Raw genomic sequence first — 15,119 nt, 5'->3', positions numbered from 1 at the left:
GTGGTTTGAATTTGATTTTCGAAGAGTATTAGATGATTGTAGCATAGTTTTAAATCTAGAGCAAGTTATAGTGAAATGAAATAGAATCTGAACAAATTTACCAGAGTAGTTAAGTCAATTTCTAGCATTTTTTAGAATTCACAGTGTACCGTTTTGTATAGTGGATTGAAATAAGATATGAACAGAGAGATTAGGAAAGTCAAACTAATTTCTAGAAATATTTTTAGCAGTTGTAGTGTACTATTCTAGATTCAATCCACTATAAAACACAAGCCTAACCTTAAATAAAAAAAGCGAGCAAAGCTAGTTTTCTGACAATCAGAATTCTGCCTTGTTCGCTTTTTTATCTAGTGGATCCTTCTTAAGAATCTATCGTGAATGATTAATCTTTTCATTTCAGACCTTAAGCAACACCTACTTATTCGCTTACTTCAACAGTTTCAACGACTTCTTCTACAGTCGTATCTACTGAAGCTTCTTCTTGAGAAGATGCTAGGTAAGACTCTTCATTGATAGCTTGTGGTTCAAGGTTACGGTAACGTGCCATACCTGTACCAGCTGGGATGATCTTACCGATGATAACATTTTCTTTAAGTCCAAGGAGATGGTCTTTCTTACCACGGATAGCCGCGTCAGTAAGGACACGAGTTGTTTCCTGGAAGGAAGCCGCTGACAAGAAACTGTTGGTTTCAAGTGAGGCTTTTGTAATTCCCATAAGGACAGGGCGACCTGTCGCTGGAACTCCACCTGCGATAAGGACATCTTTGTTGGCATCTGTAAAGTCATTGATATCCATGAGGGTACCCATGAGAAGGTCTGTATCTCCTGGATCCATGACACGGACTTTACGGATCATTTGACGAACCATTACCTCAATGTGTTTGTCACCGATTTCTACCCCTTGGCTACGGTAAACTTTTTGTACTTCACCGAGAAGGTAGGTTTCAACTGACAAGACATCACGTACAGCAAGGAGACGTTTTGGTTGGATAGAACCTTCTGTCAATGCTGCACCACGAGAAACTTGATCGCCGACTTCAACACGCATACGAGCTGTAAACGGAACGACATATTCACCTTCGCCAGTTTCACCCTTAACAAAGACTTTCTTAGTACGAGTTGATGCATCTTCTTCGATAGCTGTAACTTGTCCTTTAACCTCTGTGATAACCGCTTCCCCTTTAGGATTGCGGGCTTCAAAGATTTCTTGGACACGAGGAAGACCCTGAGTGATATCGGTATTTGAGGCAACCCCACCCGTGTGGAAGGTACGCATTGTAAGCTGTGTACCAGGTTCCCCGATAGATTGGGCAGCGATTGTACCAACTGCTTCACCAACTTCAACCGCATCACCAGTCGCCAAGTTGATACCATAACAGTGACGGCAGACACCGTGACGAGTGTTACATGTAAATACAGAGCGGATAGTCACTTCTTCCACACCAGCATTGACAATTTCACGCGCCTTGTCTTCTGTGATCAATTCATTTGGACCAATGATAACTGCACCAGTTTCTGGATGTTTAACAGTTTTCTTAGTATAACGACCATTGAGGCGCTCTTCAAGAGACTCAATCATCTCTTTTCCTTCTGCAATAGAGCGGATCAAGAGACCACGATCTGTTCCACAGTCGTCCTCACGGATGATAACGTCTTGGGCAACGTCAACCAAACGACGAGTCAAGTAACCTGAGTCGGCTGTCTTAAGGGCCGTATCGGTCATACCTTTACGCGCACCGTGAGTTGAGAAGAACATTTCGAGTACTGACAAACCTTCACGGAAGTTTGAAAGGATTGGCAATTCCATGATACGTCCGTTCGGAGCAGCCATCAGACCACGCATACCGGCAAGCTGTGAGAAGTTTGAGATGTTACCACGAGCTCCAGAGTCCATCATCATAACGATAGGGTTCTTCGGATCTTGGTTGGCAATCAAGCGTTTCTCCAATTTTTCACGGGCAGCACGCCATTCAGCTGTAACGGCATTGTAACGCTCGTCGTCTGTGATCATACCACGACGGAATTGTTTGGTGATTTGTTCTACACGTTTGTGTGATTCTTCAATGATTTCAGACTTGTCTTCAACGACTGGGATATCGGCAATACCCACTGTCAATCCTGCAAGAGTTGAGTGGTGGTAACCGAGGTTCTTCATACGGTCAAGTAGGGCAGAAGTTTCTGTCGTACGGAAACGTTTGAAGATTTCAGCGATGATATTTCCAAGGTTTTTCTTCTTGAATGGAGGGTTAAGTTCAAGATTGCTGATAGCTTCCTTGATATCTCCACCAAGTGGCAAGAAGTATTTATCTGGAACACCCTCTGTCAAGTTAGCATTGTTTGGCTCTTGCAAGTAAGGTAGACCTTCTGGCATGATATCGTTGAAGAGGATCTTACCAACCGTTGTAAGCAAGACTTTATGTTTTTGCTCTTCTGTCCAAGGCTTGTTGAGGCTGTCTGTTGCGATACCAACACGTGAGTGAAGGTGAACATAACCATTACGGTAAGCCATTACAGCTTCGTCACGGTCTTTGAAGACCATTCCTTCACCCTCACGACCAGCTTCTTCCATAGTTAGGTAGTAGTTACCCAAAACCATGTCCTGAGATGGAGTAACAACTGGTTTACCATCTTTAGGGTTCAAGATATGCTCAGCAGCAAGCATCAAGATACGCGCTTCTGCTTGAGCTTCTTCTGAAAGTGGTACGTGGATGGCCATTTGGTCCCCGTCAAAGTCGGCATTGTAGGCTTCACAGACAAGTGGGTGCAAGCGAAGGGCTTTACCATCAATCAAGACTGGCTCGAAGGCTTGGATACCTAAACGGTGAAGGGTCGGTGCGCGGTTAAGAAGTACTGGGTGTTCTTTAATCACTTCTTCAAGGATATCCCAGATACGCTCATCTCCACGTTCCACCAAGCGTTTAGCGGCTTTAACGTTTTGCACGATATCACGCGCTACGATTTCACGCATCACAAATGGTTTAAAGAGCTCGATAGCCATTTCACGTGGCACACCACATTGGTACATCTTAAGAGTTGGACCAACGGCGATAACGGAACGTCCTGAGAAGTCAACACGTTTACCGAGCAAGTTTTGACGGAAGCGTCCTTGTTTACCTTTGAGCATGTGGCTCAATGATTTAAGTGGACGGCTACCTGGTCCTGTAATTGGACGACCACGACGACCATTGTCAATCAAAGCGTCAACCGCTTCTTGAAGCATACGCTTCTCATTTTGAACGATGATACCTGGTGCGTTCAACTCAAGCAAACGAGCCAAACGATTGTTACGGTTGATAACACGACGGTAAAGGTCGTTCAAGTCAGATGAGGCAAAACGGCCACCATCCAACTGCAACATTGGACGAAGATCTGGTGGAATAACCGGAAGGATGTTAAGAATCATCCATTCAGGTTTGTTTCCAGACTTGTAAAAGGCATCCAAAACATCCAAACGACGGATAGCTTTGATACGTTTTTGTCCAGTTGCTGTCTTCAATTCTTCTTTGAGTTCAGCAATTTCTTTTTCAAGATCTACTTGTTTCAAGAGGTCTTGGATAGCTTCGGCACCCATTTTAGCAACGAATGATCCGTAGCCATATTCACGCAAGCGCTCACGGTATTCACGCTCTGTCATGATTGATTTGTGCTCAAGTGGTGTATCCTTCGGATCGATCACCACATAAGCTGCAAAGTAGATAACTTCCTCAAGTGCACGAGGACTCATATCAAGGGTCAAGCCCATACGGCTTGGAATCCCCTTGAAGTACCAGATGTGAGATACAGGAGCTTTCAACTCGATGTGCCCCATACGTTCACGACGAACTTTTGTACGAGTCACTTCAACCCCACAGCGGTCACAAACAATCCCTCTGTAACGAATGCGTTTGTACTTACCACAAGCACATTCCCAGTCTTTTGTAGGACCAAAGATGACTTCGTCAAATAGTCCTTCACGTTCTGGTTTCAACGTACGGTAATTGATTGTTTCAGGTTTTTTGACTTCTCCATAAGACCATGAACGGACTTTACTTGGAGAAGCTAGTGTGATTTGCATACTTTTAAAACGATTTACGTCAACCACTATTTCTTCCCTTTCTATTCTAAGTGAGCTACTTATTCTTGTTCAGTAGCTTCTTCTGTTGCTTCCGCTTTTGCACCTTCCTCAGCTTCAAAAGCAGCTTTTGCTTCTTCAGCAGCTTTTTTACGTGCTTTTTCAAGGTCATCTACGTGGATGACATCTTCGTCCATGCCCTCATCAAGATCACGAAGTTCCACTTCTTGATCATCTTCGTCAAGGACACGCATGTCAAGACCAAGTGATTGCAATTCTTTAACAAGAACTCGGAAGGATTCTGGAACACCTGGTTTTGGAATTGGTTTTCCTTTTGTAATAGCTTCATAAGCTTTCAAACGTCCGTTGATATCATCAGACTTGTAAGTCAAGATTTCTTGAAGGACATTTGAAGCACCATAGGCTTCAAGCGCCCAAACCTCCATCTCACCGAAACGTTGTCCACCAAACTGAGCTTTACCTCCGAGTGGTTGTTGGGTAACGGTCGAGTAAGGTCCGACAGAACGAGCGTGCAATTTATCATCAACCATGTGGTGGAGTTTGATCATGTACATGACCCCAACTGATACACGGTTGTCAAATGGCTCACCAGTACGTCCATCGTAAAGGATAGTCTTAGCATCGCTATCCATACCAGCTTCTTTAACAGTTGACCAAAGATCTTCAGAACTTGCTCCGTCAAAGACTGGTGTTGCGATGTGAATACCAAGGGTACGAGCTGCCATACCAAGGTGGAGCTCCATAACCTGACCGATATTCATACGTGATGGCACCCCAAGTGGGTTCAACATGATGTCGACTGGAGTTCCGTCTGGAAGGTAAGGCATGTCTTCTACAGGAACGATACGAGAGACAACCCCTTTGTTTCCGTGACGTCCGGCCATCTTATCTCCGACCTTGATCTTACGTTTTTGAGCGATGTAAACTCGAACCAGCATGTTAACACCTGATTGCAATTCATCACCATTTGCACGTGTAAAGATCTTAACATCACGAACAACTCCATCGGCACCGTGTGGTACACGAAGGGAAGTGTCACGAACTTCACGAGATTTGTCTCCGAAGATAGCGTGCAAGAGACGCTCTTCAGCTGAAAGATCTTTTTCACCCTTAGGTGTTACTTTACCTACAAGGATATCCCCTTCTTTAACCTCAGCACCGATACGGATAATACCCATTTCGTCAAGGTCTTTAAGGGCATCTTCACCAACGTTTGGAATTTCACGAGTGATTTCTTCAGGCCCAAGCTTTGTATCGCGAGTTTCTGATTCGTATTCCTCAAGGTGGACAGATGTATAGACATCATCTTTAACCAAGCGTTCGCTCATGATAACGGCGTCCTCGAAGTTGTAACCTTCCCATGTCATGTAGGCAACGATTGGGTTTTGTCCAAGCGCCATTTCTCCATTTTCCATAGAAGGTCCATCTGCGATAAAGTCGCCTTTTTCTACAACGTCACCAACTTTAACAAGCGTACGTTGGTTGTAGGCAGTACCTGAGTTTGAACGACGGAATTTTTGGATATGGTAAACATCCAATGAACCATCTTCACGACGAACTTCTACCTTGTCAGCATCGGCATAAGTAACTTTACCATCATACTGAGCAATTACAGCCGCTCCAGAGTCATGGGCTGCTTGATATTCCATACCAGTACCAACGTAAGGTGCTTTTGGATCAATCAATGGTACAGCCTGACGTTGCATGTTGGCACCCATGAGGGCACGGTTGGAGTCATCGTTTTCCAAGAAAGGAATACATGCTGTCGCAACGGCAACTACCTGTTTTGGAGAAACGTCCATGTAATCAACACTTGAAGCTGGGTATTCTTGGTTAACCCCTTGGTGACGTCCCATGACAACTTTTTCAGCAAAAGTGCCATCTGCGTTCAATTTAGAGTTAGCCTGTGCTACTGTGTACTCATCTTCTTCATCGGCTGTCAACCAAACGATTTCGTTAGTTACTTTTCCAGTTTCACGATCAACCTTGCGATATGGTGTTTGAATGAAACCATACTTGTTGAGGTGCCCGTATGAAGACAAGTTGTTGATCAAACCGATGTTTGGTCCCTCAGGTGTCTCGATTGGACACATACGACCATAATGAGTGTAGTGCACGTCACGCACTTCATATCCAGCGCGGTCACGTGTCAAACCACCAGGTCCTAAGGCAGACAAACGACGTTTGTGTGACAACTCAGAAAGCGGGTTGTGTTGGTCCATGAACTGTGACAATTGAGAAGAACCAAAAAATTCTTTGATTGCTGCAGTTACTGGACGGATATTGATAATTTGTTGTGGTGTTAGTACTTCGTTATCTTGAACAGACATACGTTCACGAACGTTACGTTCCATACGTGAAAGTCCAAGACGCACTTGATTGGCAAGCAATTCACCAACAGCACGAATACGACGATTTCCAAGGTGGTCGATATCATCCACACGACCAATACCTTCTGCTAAGTTGAGGAAGTAGCTCATCTCAGCCAAGATATCTGCAGGCGTTACGATACGAACCTTGTCATCTGGATTTGCATTACCGATGATAGTTACAACACGGTCTGGATCAGTTGGTGCAACAACCTTGAATTTTTGAAGAACAACTGGCTCTGTTACTACAGCAGCATCATTTGGAATGTAGACAATCTTGTTCAAATCGCCATCCAAATGGCTTTCAATGCTCTCAATCACGCTACGAGTCATGATTGTTCCAGCTTCTACCAAGATTTCACCAGTTTCAGGGTCTACCAATGGTTCAGCAATTGTTTGGTTAAGCAAACGTGTTTTAACATTGAGTTTTTTATTGATTTTGTAGCGACCAACTGCAGCCAAGTCATAACGACGTGGGTCGAAGAAACGAGCTACAAGCAAGCTACGTGAGCTTTCAGCAGTCTTAGGCTCACCTGGACGAAGGCGTTCGTAGATTTCCTTCAAAGCTTCGTCTGTACGAGAGTCCATTGGGTTCTTGTGAATATCTTTTTCAACAGTGTTACGAACAAGATCGCTGTCACCAAAGATATCAAAGATTTCATCATCGCCTGAGAAACCAAGCGCACGAACCAAGGTCGTAAATGGAATCTTACGAGTACGGTCGATACGAGTGTAGGCGATGTCTTTTGAGTCGCTTTCAAGTTCCAACCAAGCTCCACGGTTAGGAATAACAGTTGAACCGTAACCCACTTTACCATTTTTGTCTACCTTGTCATTAAAGTAAACACCTGGAGAACGCACCAACTGTGATACGATGATTCGTTCACCACCGTTGATGATGAAAGTACCCATCTCAGTCATGATTGGGAAATCACCAAAGAATACTTCCTGTGTCTTGATTTCGCCAGTTTCTTTGTTAATCAAGCGGAAGGTTACAAAGATAGGTGCTGAGTAGCTAGCATCGTGGATACGAGCCTCTTCAAGCGTATATTTAGGTTCTTTGATTTCGTAGCCAACAAATTCCAACTCCATTGTGTCTGTGAAGTTTGAAATTGGCAATACATCTTCAAACACTTCCTTCAGACCATGGTCTAGGAAATCTTTGAATGAATCAGTTTGAATTTCAATCAAATTTGGTAAGTCAAGAACTTCTTTGATTCTTGAAAAACTACGACGGGTACGATGTTTCCCGTATTGAACGTCATGTCCTGCCAAGATGATTCTCCTTTTTAAATAAAGTTCCAAGCTTAGTGATCTAAGCTAGTAATTATCGTTAGATGGTTCTAAAAACCCTATCAACTTATCCCCCTCGACTAATTTTCAGAATCTTTAAATCTTTGTTACAAAGGTCGAAAAAACTGAAAAAAAGCACAAAAAGAGCAGCTAAATCCGACTTTTTCAGGAGATTTAACTGCTGTGAGCCTTGTCCGGACAATATTTCAGACAAAACCTACGACAAATGATTATTCATATTATACCTAATTTTCTTTGATTTTTCAAGGGTTTTGAACGATTTTTTTGCCTGAAATATTGATAGGGCTTGTTTTCAGAAAAGGATGCTTTCATTTTCGCTAATTCATTTTCAAATCAACCTCCTCGTAAAACTGTGTGACCTTCAACAAAAAATATCTGAATGAATGATCGAATCATTTTTGACCTCTGCCATTCAATGGTAGGAGCTTGGCAACCAAGAACTTCTAGAGACTTTAGGAAATCTATCCGACCTTAAAAAGGGTTTCTCAGTCATATTTGGATAGAAATTCATTCGTTTTTCCAACATGATTTCTTGTTAAAATAAACCTAAATAACCTGTTCAGCAATGTTAAGTGAGCCAATGGGAAACATAAATCCTATCGGAAGCATTTTTTATACTCTCAAAATAGGCTATCTTTTTGACTTTCAAAACGTTTGAATCAAGCTATTCTGTCCTTTTTATATAAAGTAATCCTCCCTAGTTTTAAAGGTTTCTAGCTCTCCACTCTGACACGAGTCACAATGCCATCCTTGTCAGTCAGGCTAAATTCTGCAGAAGAAAGCCAATGAGTTATCGCCTTATTACCTTGAGATTGGGCAAAAACCTTCAACAACCCCTCTTTGTTCTCAACTTCAACCACATAGTAGGCAAGACCTGCCATTCCTTGATCACGAGGAGCTAAGTTTTTACCTCCCCATTCGTTAACTGCTAGATGATGATGGTAATTCCCCGATGCTATCTAACTGGCATGCGGAATCGTGAATTTCTCCTCAAGACCGAGAGACTCTTGGTAGAACACACTCGCTTCTCGGCTGTTTTTAACAGATAAGTGAACGTGCCCCATGCGAGTGCCACTTGCGATTGCAAAAGGCTCTATGTTTCTTCCTAGTTCGTAGATATCTTGCGCAGACAGCTCTTCTGTCACCCCGATAATTCGTCCATCCTCACGAATATCCCAGACTGTCACAGGTTTATCTCTGTAGAGTTCAATCCCATTGCCCTCTAAGTCTTCCAAATAGATAGCCTCACTATAACCATGATCAGCCCCACCAACTAGTGGAATCTTTAAGTCTAGCAAGTGTTTAAAAACATTGGCCAAGTCTTCGCGACTTGGTAAAAGCAAGGCCATATGGTAAAGTCCGTAGTTCTGCTTAGGATTGCTTGTATCTTCTGTTTGGATAAGCTTCACCAGCGGTTTTCCTCCAGCACCTAGAAGAACTTCTTTTTCCGATTGATTCAAAATCTCCAAACCAAGTAATTGGTGATAAAAAGCAGTCTGACTTTCTAAATCCTTTACATTTAAAGACACTTCAGCCAAATAAATTTGACTATTATATTCGTAAACCATAGAAAACCCCTCTTTGCTGTAACTATATTTATTACACCTATTATACACCCTTATCAGCCAATGTCAATCCAGATGCTTAGGAATGAAAAAACAAGAACAATCCTCCCCATGTAGGAAGGATTGTTTCGCTTTAATGAGCCAGCATTTCTTGGGCGATTTCTTGACCAGATAAGCCATCTGGATAGTAGGTTGGCCAGTTATCCATTTCTTCAAAGAGGGCTTCCTGGCTAGTACCTCCAAAGAAGATATGGAAATGCTCTGCCTTGACTGGTGCGATATTGTGGTCGCTAAACTGAACATACTTAAATTGTCCAGCATCCGCATCTGTCGCTTCAAAGAGATAACGAACTCCTCGATTCCCTTTCTTATAAGTCAAAATTTTCTTGCCGACATACTTGTATGTATATTTCTTACTTTGGTCACCTTGGATGAATTCCATAGTGTTATCCGTGATATTAATCTTAGATACATCAGTTTGGTAGCCTTTTTGATAGTAGGCTTTGTATTCATCCTTGGTCATCTTACCAGTCAATTTAGCCTTGTAGTCAAAGACTTGGTCAAGAGTCCCATTCTCAAGGAAAGGATAGACAGACTGCCAGTTACCAGCATAATCACTTAGGGTACGGTCCTTAACATCGGCATCCTCAAAGTAGCCATTATGAACTGTTTTAGTTTCCTCTGCTTTTTCCGGTTCAATTTCTGCTCCTGCCTGATCAGTTGTCTGCTTGAGAGACTTGAGGTTTTTCTCCATGACAGAGATATAGTTTTCTCCAGCCTTCATGTCCTCTTCGGTCAAGCTTTCAAGAGGATTCAGAACATCTAACTTCACTCCTGTTTCTTTTGAGAGGGTATTGGCTAGGGCTTGAGAAGCATTTTCTTCAAAGTAGATATAAGAGATTTTGTTTTTCTTGATGTACTCGGTCAATTCTGCCAAACGGCTTGCCGAAGGCTCCGCATCTGGTGAAAGACCTGAGATAGAGACTTGATTAAGTCCGTAGTCCAAGGCAAGATAACGGAAGGCTGCGTGTTGAGTCACAAAACTCTTTTGTTTTGCACTAGAAAGTCCTTCAGTATAGGCCTTGTCCAAGGCTTGCAGTTTTTCGATATAGGCTGCTGCATTTTGCTCAAAGGTTGCTTTTTTATCAGGATAGTCAGCTGATAAACTGTCACGAATGTGCTCTACAAGCTTAATGGCACGCGCAGGAGACAACCATACGTGAGGATCATACTCGTGATGATGGCCTTCTTCGCCATGGTCATGGTCTTCCTCTTCTTCACTTCCTGGAAGAAGCAACATATCTCCAGTAGCCTTAATTGTTTTTACTTTTTTCGCATCTAGTGAATCTAAAAGCTTGGGAACCCATGTTTCCATGTTCTCATTTTCATAAACAAAGGCATCAGCGTCTTGGATTTTAGCAACTGCCTTAGGCGATGGTTCATAATCATGTGGCTCTGTTCCAGCCCCGATTAAGAGTTCGACATTGGCTGTGTCCCCTGCTACTTGCTTGGTAAATTCATAGACAGGATAGAAAGTTGTAACGATATTTAATTTCCCGTCTGCTTGTTTTTGATTGGAACAAGCTACTAAGAATACCGTCACAAGACTTGCCAAAAGTAGGCCTAGTTTTTTCATTTCTTTCTCCTATTTTATAAAACGTTTGAGTAAGCTGACTAACAAAAAGACAACTACAAAGATAAGAGTGATACTTGCACTCGGTGGTGTCTCTGCATAATAGGAAATATAGAGTCCCGCAACCATACCCAGAAAACCAATAACACTGGCAAGTATCATCACAGAACTAAAGTTTTTACCTAGACGCAAAGCAATACTTGCTGGTAAGACCATGATAGTCGATACCAAAAGCGCTCCCGCTGCTGGGATCATGAGGGCAATAGCCACACCAGTCACCATATTAAAGAGGATAGACATGGTACGCACAGGTAAACCGTCTACAAAAGCTGTATCCTCGTCAAAAGTTAGAATATACATGGGTCTTAAAAAGAGGAAGGTCAGGATTAAAACAACCGCTGCAATGACAAAGAGCCCAATTACCTGCTCTTGACTAATAGTCACAATAGAACCAAACAGATATTGGTCCAAACTCATCGAACTAGAACTCTTGCCCTTACTCATCACAATAAGTGAGACTGCAAGCCCTGTAGACATGAGAATAGCTGTCCCAATCTCCATAAAACTCTTATAAACCGTACGGAGATATTCAAGAAAGACCGCTGCAATTAAGACAATGGCAATGGTTGAGATGGTTGGAGAAATCCCCAAAACCAAACCAAAGGCAACCCCTGAAAGCGAGACGTGACTCAGAGTATCACTCATAAGGCTCTGACGACGCAAGATGAGGAAGGTTCCCAGTACTGGCGAAAAGAGACTCATGGCAATAACAGCCAAAAAGGCCCGCTGCATAAAATCATAAGAAAATAGATTAAGCATGTTCCACCTCCTGATCATTTTCATGGACATTGAAACAACGCCATGGCGAATCTTGGTCACGAACAAGGTGGATATTACGATCTGCGTAATCCTTAACTTCTTCAGGATCGTGAGTAATCATCAAAACAGCCTTACCATGATGGTGGGCACTATGGTGCATGAGCTCATAAAATTCATTCTTGGTACCTGCATCCATTCCTGTTGTCGGCTCATCCAAGATAAAGATATCTGGATCTGAAGCAAACATACGTGCAATGACCGCTCTTTGCTTTTGCCCACCGGAGAGAGAACCAATGCGTTTGTCCCGATGTTCCCACATACCGACAGAGTTTAAACTAGCCTTAATGTGTTCTTCATCGTGGGCATTCAACCGACGAAACCAACCCTTTCTTGGATAGCGACCTGATTTGACAAACTCATAAACAGTACTAGGAAAGCCTGCATTAAAACTGGCGATCTGCTGAGGAAGATAGGCGATTCTTAGCTTTTTCCCATGAATATTTATCTTTGAGATGGTTACTTTCCCAATTCTCGGTTGTAAAATACCTAGACTAGCTTTGATAAGAGTAGTCTTTGCCGCTCCATTTTCTCCTGTCAGTGTGACAAATTCCCCACTATCAACACTGTAATTGATATGCTCAAGCACAGGTTCCTTGTCATAATAGAAGGACAAATCCTCTACTGTGATGTATCTCATTACTTGATTTCTCCTACTAAAGCAGTTAAAAACCGCTGGATAATTTTTTGTTCGTTTGGTGTGAACTGAGTGGCAACCTGCTCATAAGTCGAGAGGGTATGTTCATGATGATGGTGGTGTTCCTCAGCAATAGGTCGAGCCAAGTCTGTCAATTGATAGAAGACAACGCGAGCATCCTTAGGATCCTTAGACGTTTCTAACATTCCCTCCTTAACCAGGGATTTGATAGCCTTGGTAACGGCAGCTTGACTAACATTGAGACGACGCGCCAACTCAGAGTTGGTGAGCGAATCCTCTGATAAAAGCATGAGAATATGCTCCTGGGTATTGGTCAAGGCTACATCACTGGTACAATGGCCAATCAAAATTTCATGCTGATTTTCCGCCTTGAGAATAATCTCATTTAAAAATTGATCGATATCTTTTGCCAACTGTCTCATGATTTGCTCCTTTCTCAGAACGGAATTTCTATAAATACAAGGTTTTCATACTCTTCAAAAATCAAATTCAAACCATTCCTTTACTAGTTAAGTATATCACATCCAAGCAAGGAGTCAAGAAAAAAGATGAAAACACCTGAGATGTTTTCATCCTTTAGAATTATTTTTCTTGTTTACGGCTAGTCCAGAGGGCTGTCGCTCCAAGAATCATACCAAGTAGCATCATGAAAATAGATTGCTCACTACCTGTATTTGGAAGTAGTTTCTCTGAGACTACTGTTTTCTTAGCAAACTTATCTGCAACCTTATAATCAACTTTTACAGTAGAAGGTTGAGTCGGTTTTGTTGCTTGGTCTTCTACTGGTTTAGCTGGATCCTGCTCTTTACCTTCTTCAGGAAGTTTAAATGTTTTTGAGTCCACAGAAATCGTGCGTGAATTTGGATTTACCTTTTCATACTGAGTCAAATCAGCTGTTTTGAGATAGTCTTCAAAGGCAGCATCCATTGAAGGACCTTCTTCTCTAGCACCACCAAGCATGGTATAACCGTCACCACCTGCCGCAAGGAAGTCATTGGTTGCTAGGTAGTAGATTTTCGCCAAATCTAGTTTTTCATAAAGACCAGTTGCACGATTCTTCACTTGAATAGCCAAGACGCGTTTACCTGCGACTAGATTTGTATCGTAGTAGACCTTGGCTCCTGAAATCTGTAAGAATCCACCACTTGGTTCTAGCAATGGTTGGCCATTTTCATCCAGGACAATTTTTCCTGCCTTATCAACCTGCAAGATAGAGCCGAGTGATTTTTCAAACATATCCAGAACTTGCTGACCAGTTACTTGAATTTGTGAAATTGTGTTTCCAAATGGCAAGACTGCAATGACATTTCCTTTTGTGATTGGTTTACCTTTGGCAATAGTTTCACGCAAGCCTCCACCATTTGTCACAGCGATATCTGTTGGATGACTAAATCCTGTTTGACCATACTGGTAGAGAGAATCTGCCACAACATTTCCAAGGTTTGTTTCGCGGACACGAACATTTTCACGGTCACCGTTCAATTCAACTGGGCTATTTGAAACAACTTCTATAGCATTTTCAGCGTCATATTTTTCTTTGATTTCTTTGACCATGGCTGCAATCTTTGGATTGGCTTCTAATTTCTTAGCATCTGCAGCAGGTACCTGGCTTGGATTTCCTAATAATTGACGAGATTTGTAAGTGATTTTACCAACGTTATGGAGATAGCTTCCTGTCTGGTTGTAGGTCACATTGTTCCCATAGGTAGTCGATTCTACTGTATGAGAGTGACCGTCAATCACTGTAACACGCTTACCTTTCAAAAGAGGATTTTTTGAAAGTGCTTCTGCAAGTGTTGAACCGCGCCATTCTACTGGCGTTGTTGTATCAACTCCCAAGTGAGCAAGGACAACATAGTGTTTGTAGTCCTTGCCTTCTGCCAAGGCTTTAGCTTGAATTTCTTCGATAACCTTATTAACCTCTGCAATAGGCTCTGTAAAGGTTACACCTGTAACATTTTTAGGGTGGGTCTTGGTAGCCGTTTCAGGCGTTGTCACACCGATGACGACAAATTCATCACCTTCAACATCCTTATTCTTATCAACAATTGTTGCCGCTTCAAATAAACGAGCTCCATTCACATAAGTATTTGAGCTAAGCAATGGGAAGTTCAAAATTTCTTTGTATTTTTTAGCTTCGTCAAGTCCAAAGTCAAACTCATGATTTCCCACAGCCATAGCATCGTAACCCATCTCATTTAGGATTTTGGCACGAGCTTCACCCTTTGTAGAGTTTGAAATCGGCAGACCTTGGAAGGCATCACCTGCATCCACTACTAGAGTCGTTTGGTTGCCCTTTTCTCGCTCCTTCTCAATAACTGTCGCGAGCTTGGCATCTCCAATTACTCCTTTTTCTTCTACGATACGACCATGCACGTCATTGGTATGCAAGATAACAGTATCTTGTTCTTCTTTTTGAGGTGCAGCTTCTTCAGCTGGCGTTGCCGGACTTGTAACAACTTCAGGAGTCGCTGCTACTACTGGTGCTTCTGCAGTGCTCACAACTTCTGTAGCTTCTGAAGTACCAGTATTTTCTTCAGCATAGACTTGTCCAGCTAAAAAGGCTGGAGCTAATAGGGCTGTCGATAGGACAGGCAACAAAAAACGTTTATTCATTTTGAAATCCCTTTCT

The 15,119-nt window shown here is 42.5% G+C and carries 7 protein-coding genes and 1 pseudogene; all 8 read right to left on the bottom strand.

Annotated features, from left to right (window positions below; all coding sequences use genetic code 11):
- Positions 1–418 precede the first annotated feature (418 nt).
- The 8 genes and pseudogenes from rpoC to nt5e all read right to left on the bottom strand — a co-directional run bounded on the left by rpoC (position 419) and on the right by nt5e (position 15,103).
- Complete coding sequence (rpoC, locus tag HMPREF2805_RS09950) at positions 419–4,081, bottom strand: DNA-directed RNA polymerase subunit beta' (RefSeq protein WP_075232380.1); 3,663 nt, start codon at positions 4,079–4,081, stop codon at positions 419–421.
- Between the two features lie 32 nt (positions 4,082–4,113).
- Positions 4,114–7,716 carry a DNA-directed RNA polymerase subunit beta gene (locus tag HMPREF2805_RS09945; RefSeq protein WP_075232379.1) on the bottom strand — a complete coding sequence of 1,201 codons (3,603 nt, stop codon included), beginning with the start codon at positions 7,714–7,716 and terminating at the stop codon, positions 4,114–4,116.
- A 752-nt stretch (positions 7,717–8,468) separates the two neighbouring features.
- Positions 8,469–9,323 (bottom strand): annotated as a pseudogene (locus HMPREF2805_RS09940) (VOC family protein).
- Between the two features lie 130 nt (positions 9,324–9,453).
- On the bottom strand, positions 9,454–10,956 hold the full coding sequence (locus HMPREF2805_RS09935; RefSeq protein WP_075232378.1) for a zinc ABC transporter substrate-binding protein AdcA: 1,503 nt from the start codon (positions 10,954–10,956) through the stop codon (positions 9,454–9,456).
- 9 nt (positions 10,957–10,965) lie between these two features.
- A complete protein-coding gene (locus HMPREF2805_RS09930) occupies positions 10,966–11,772 on the bottom strand; it encodes a metal ABC transporter permease (protein WP_075232377.1) in 807 nt (268 codons plus the stop codon).
- Entirely contained in the window at positions 11,765–12,469 is a 705-nt protein-coding gene (locus HMPREF2805_RS09925) for a metal ABC transporter ATP-binding protein (protein ID WP_075232376.1), read from the bottom strand. The genes HMPREF2805_RS09930 and HMPREF2805_RS09925 overlap by 8 nt, the downstream gene beginning before the upstream one ends.
- A complete protein-coding gene (adcR, locus tag HMPREF2805_RS09920) occupies positions 12,469–12,909 on the bottom strand; it encodes a zinc-dependent transcriptional regulator AdcR (protein ID WP_075232375.1) in 441 nt (146 codons plus the stop codon). Before adcR ends, HMPREF2805_RS09925 begins: the two co-directional genes overlap by 1 nt.
- Positions 12,910–13,069: 160 nt before the next feature.
- A complete protein-coding gene (nt5e, locus tag HMPREF2805_RS09915; RefSeq protein WP_075232374.1) occupies positions 13,070–15,103 on the bottom strand; it encodes a cell surface ecto-5'-nucleotidase Nt5e in 2,034 nt (677 codons plus the stop codon).
- Positions 15,104–15,119: the final 16 nt, after the last annotated feature.

The sequence above is a fragment of the Streptococcus sp. HMSC034E03 genome (assembly GCF_001811505.1).
Taxonomy (GTDB): domain Bacteria; phylum Bacillota; class Bacilli; order Lactobacillales; family Streptococcaceae; genus Streptococcus.
Note: the sequence above shows the minus strand (reverse complement) of the source record. Positions and strands in the feature narration are given on the sequence as shown.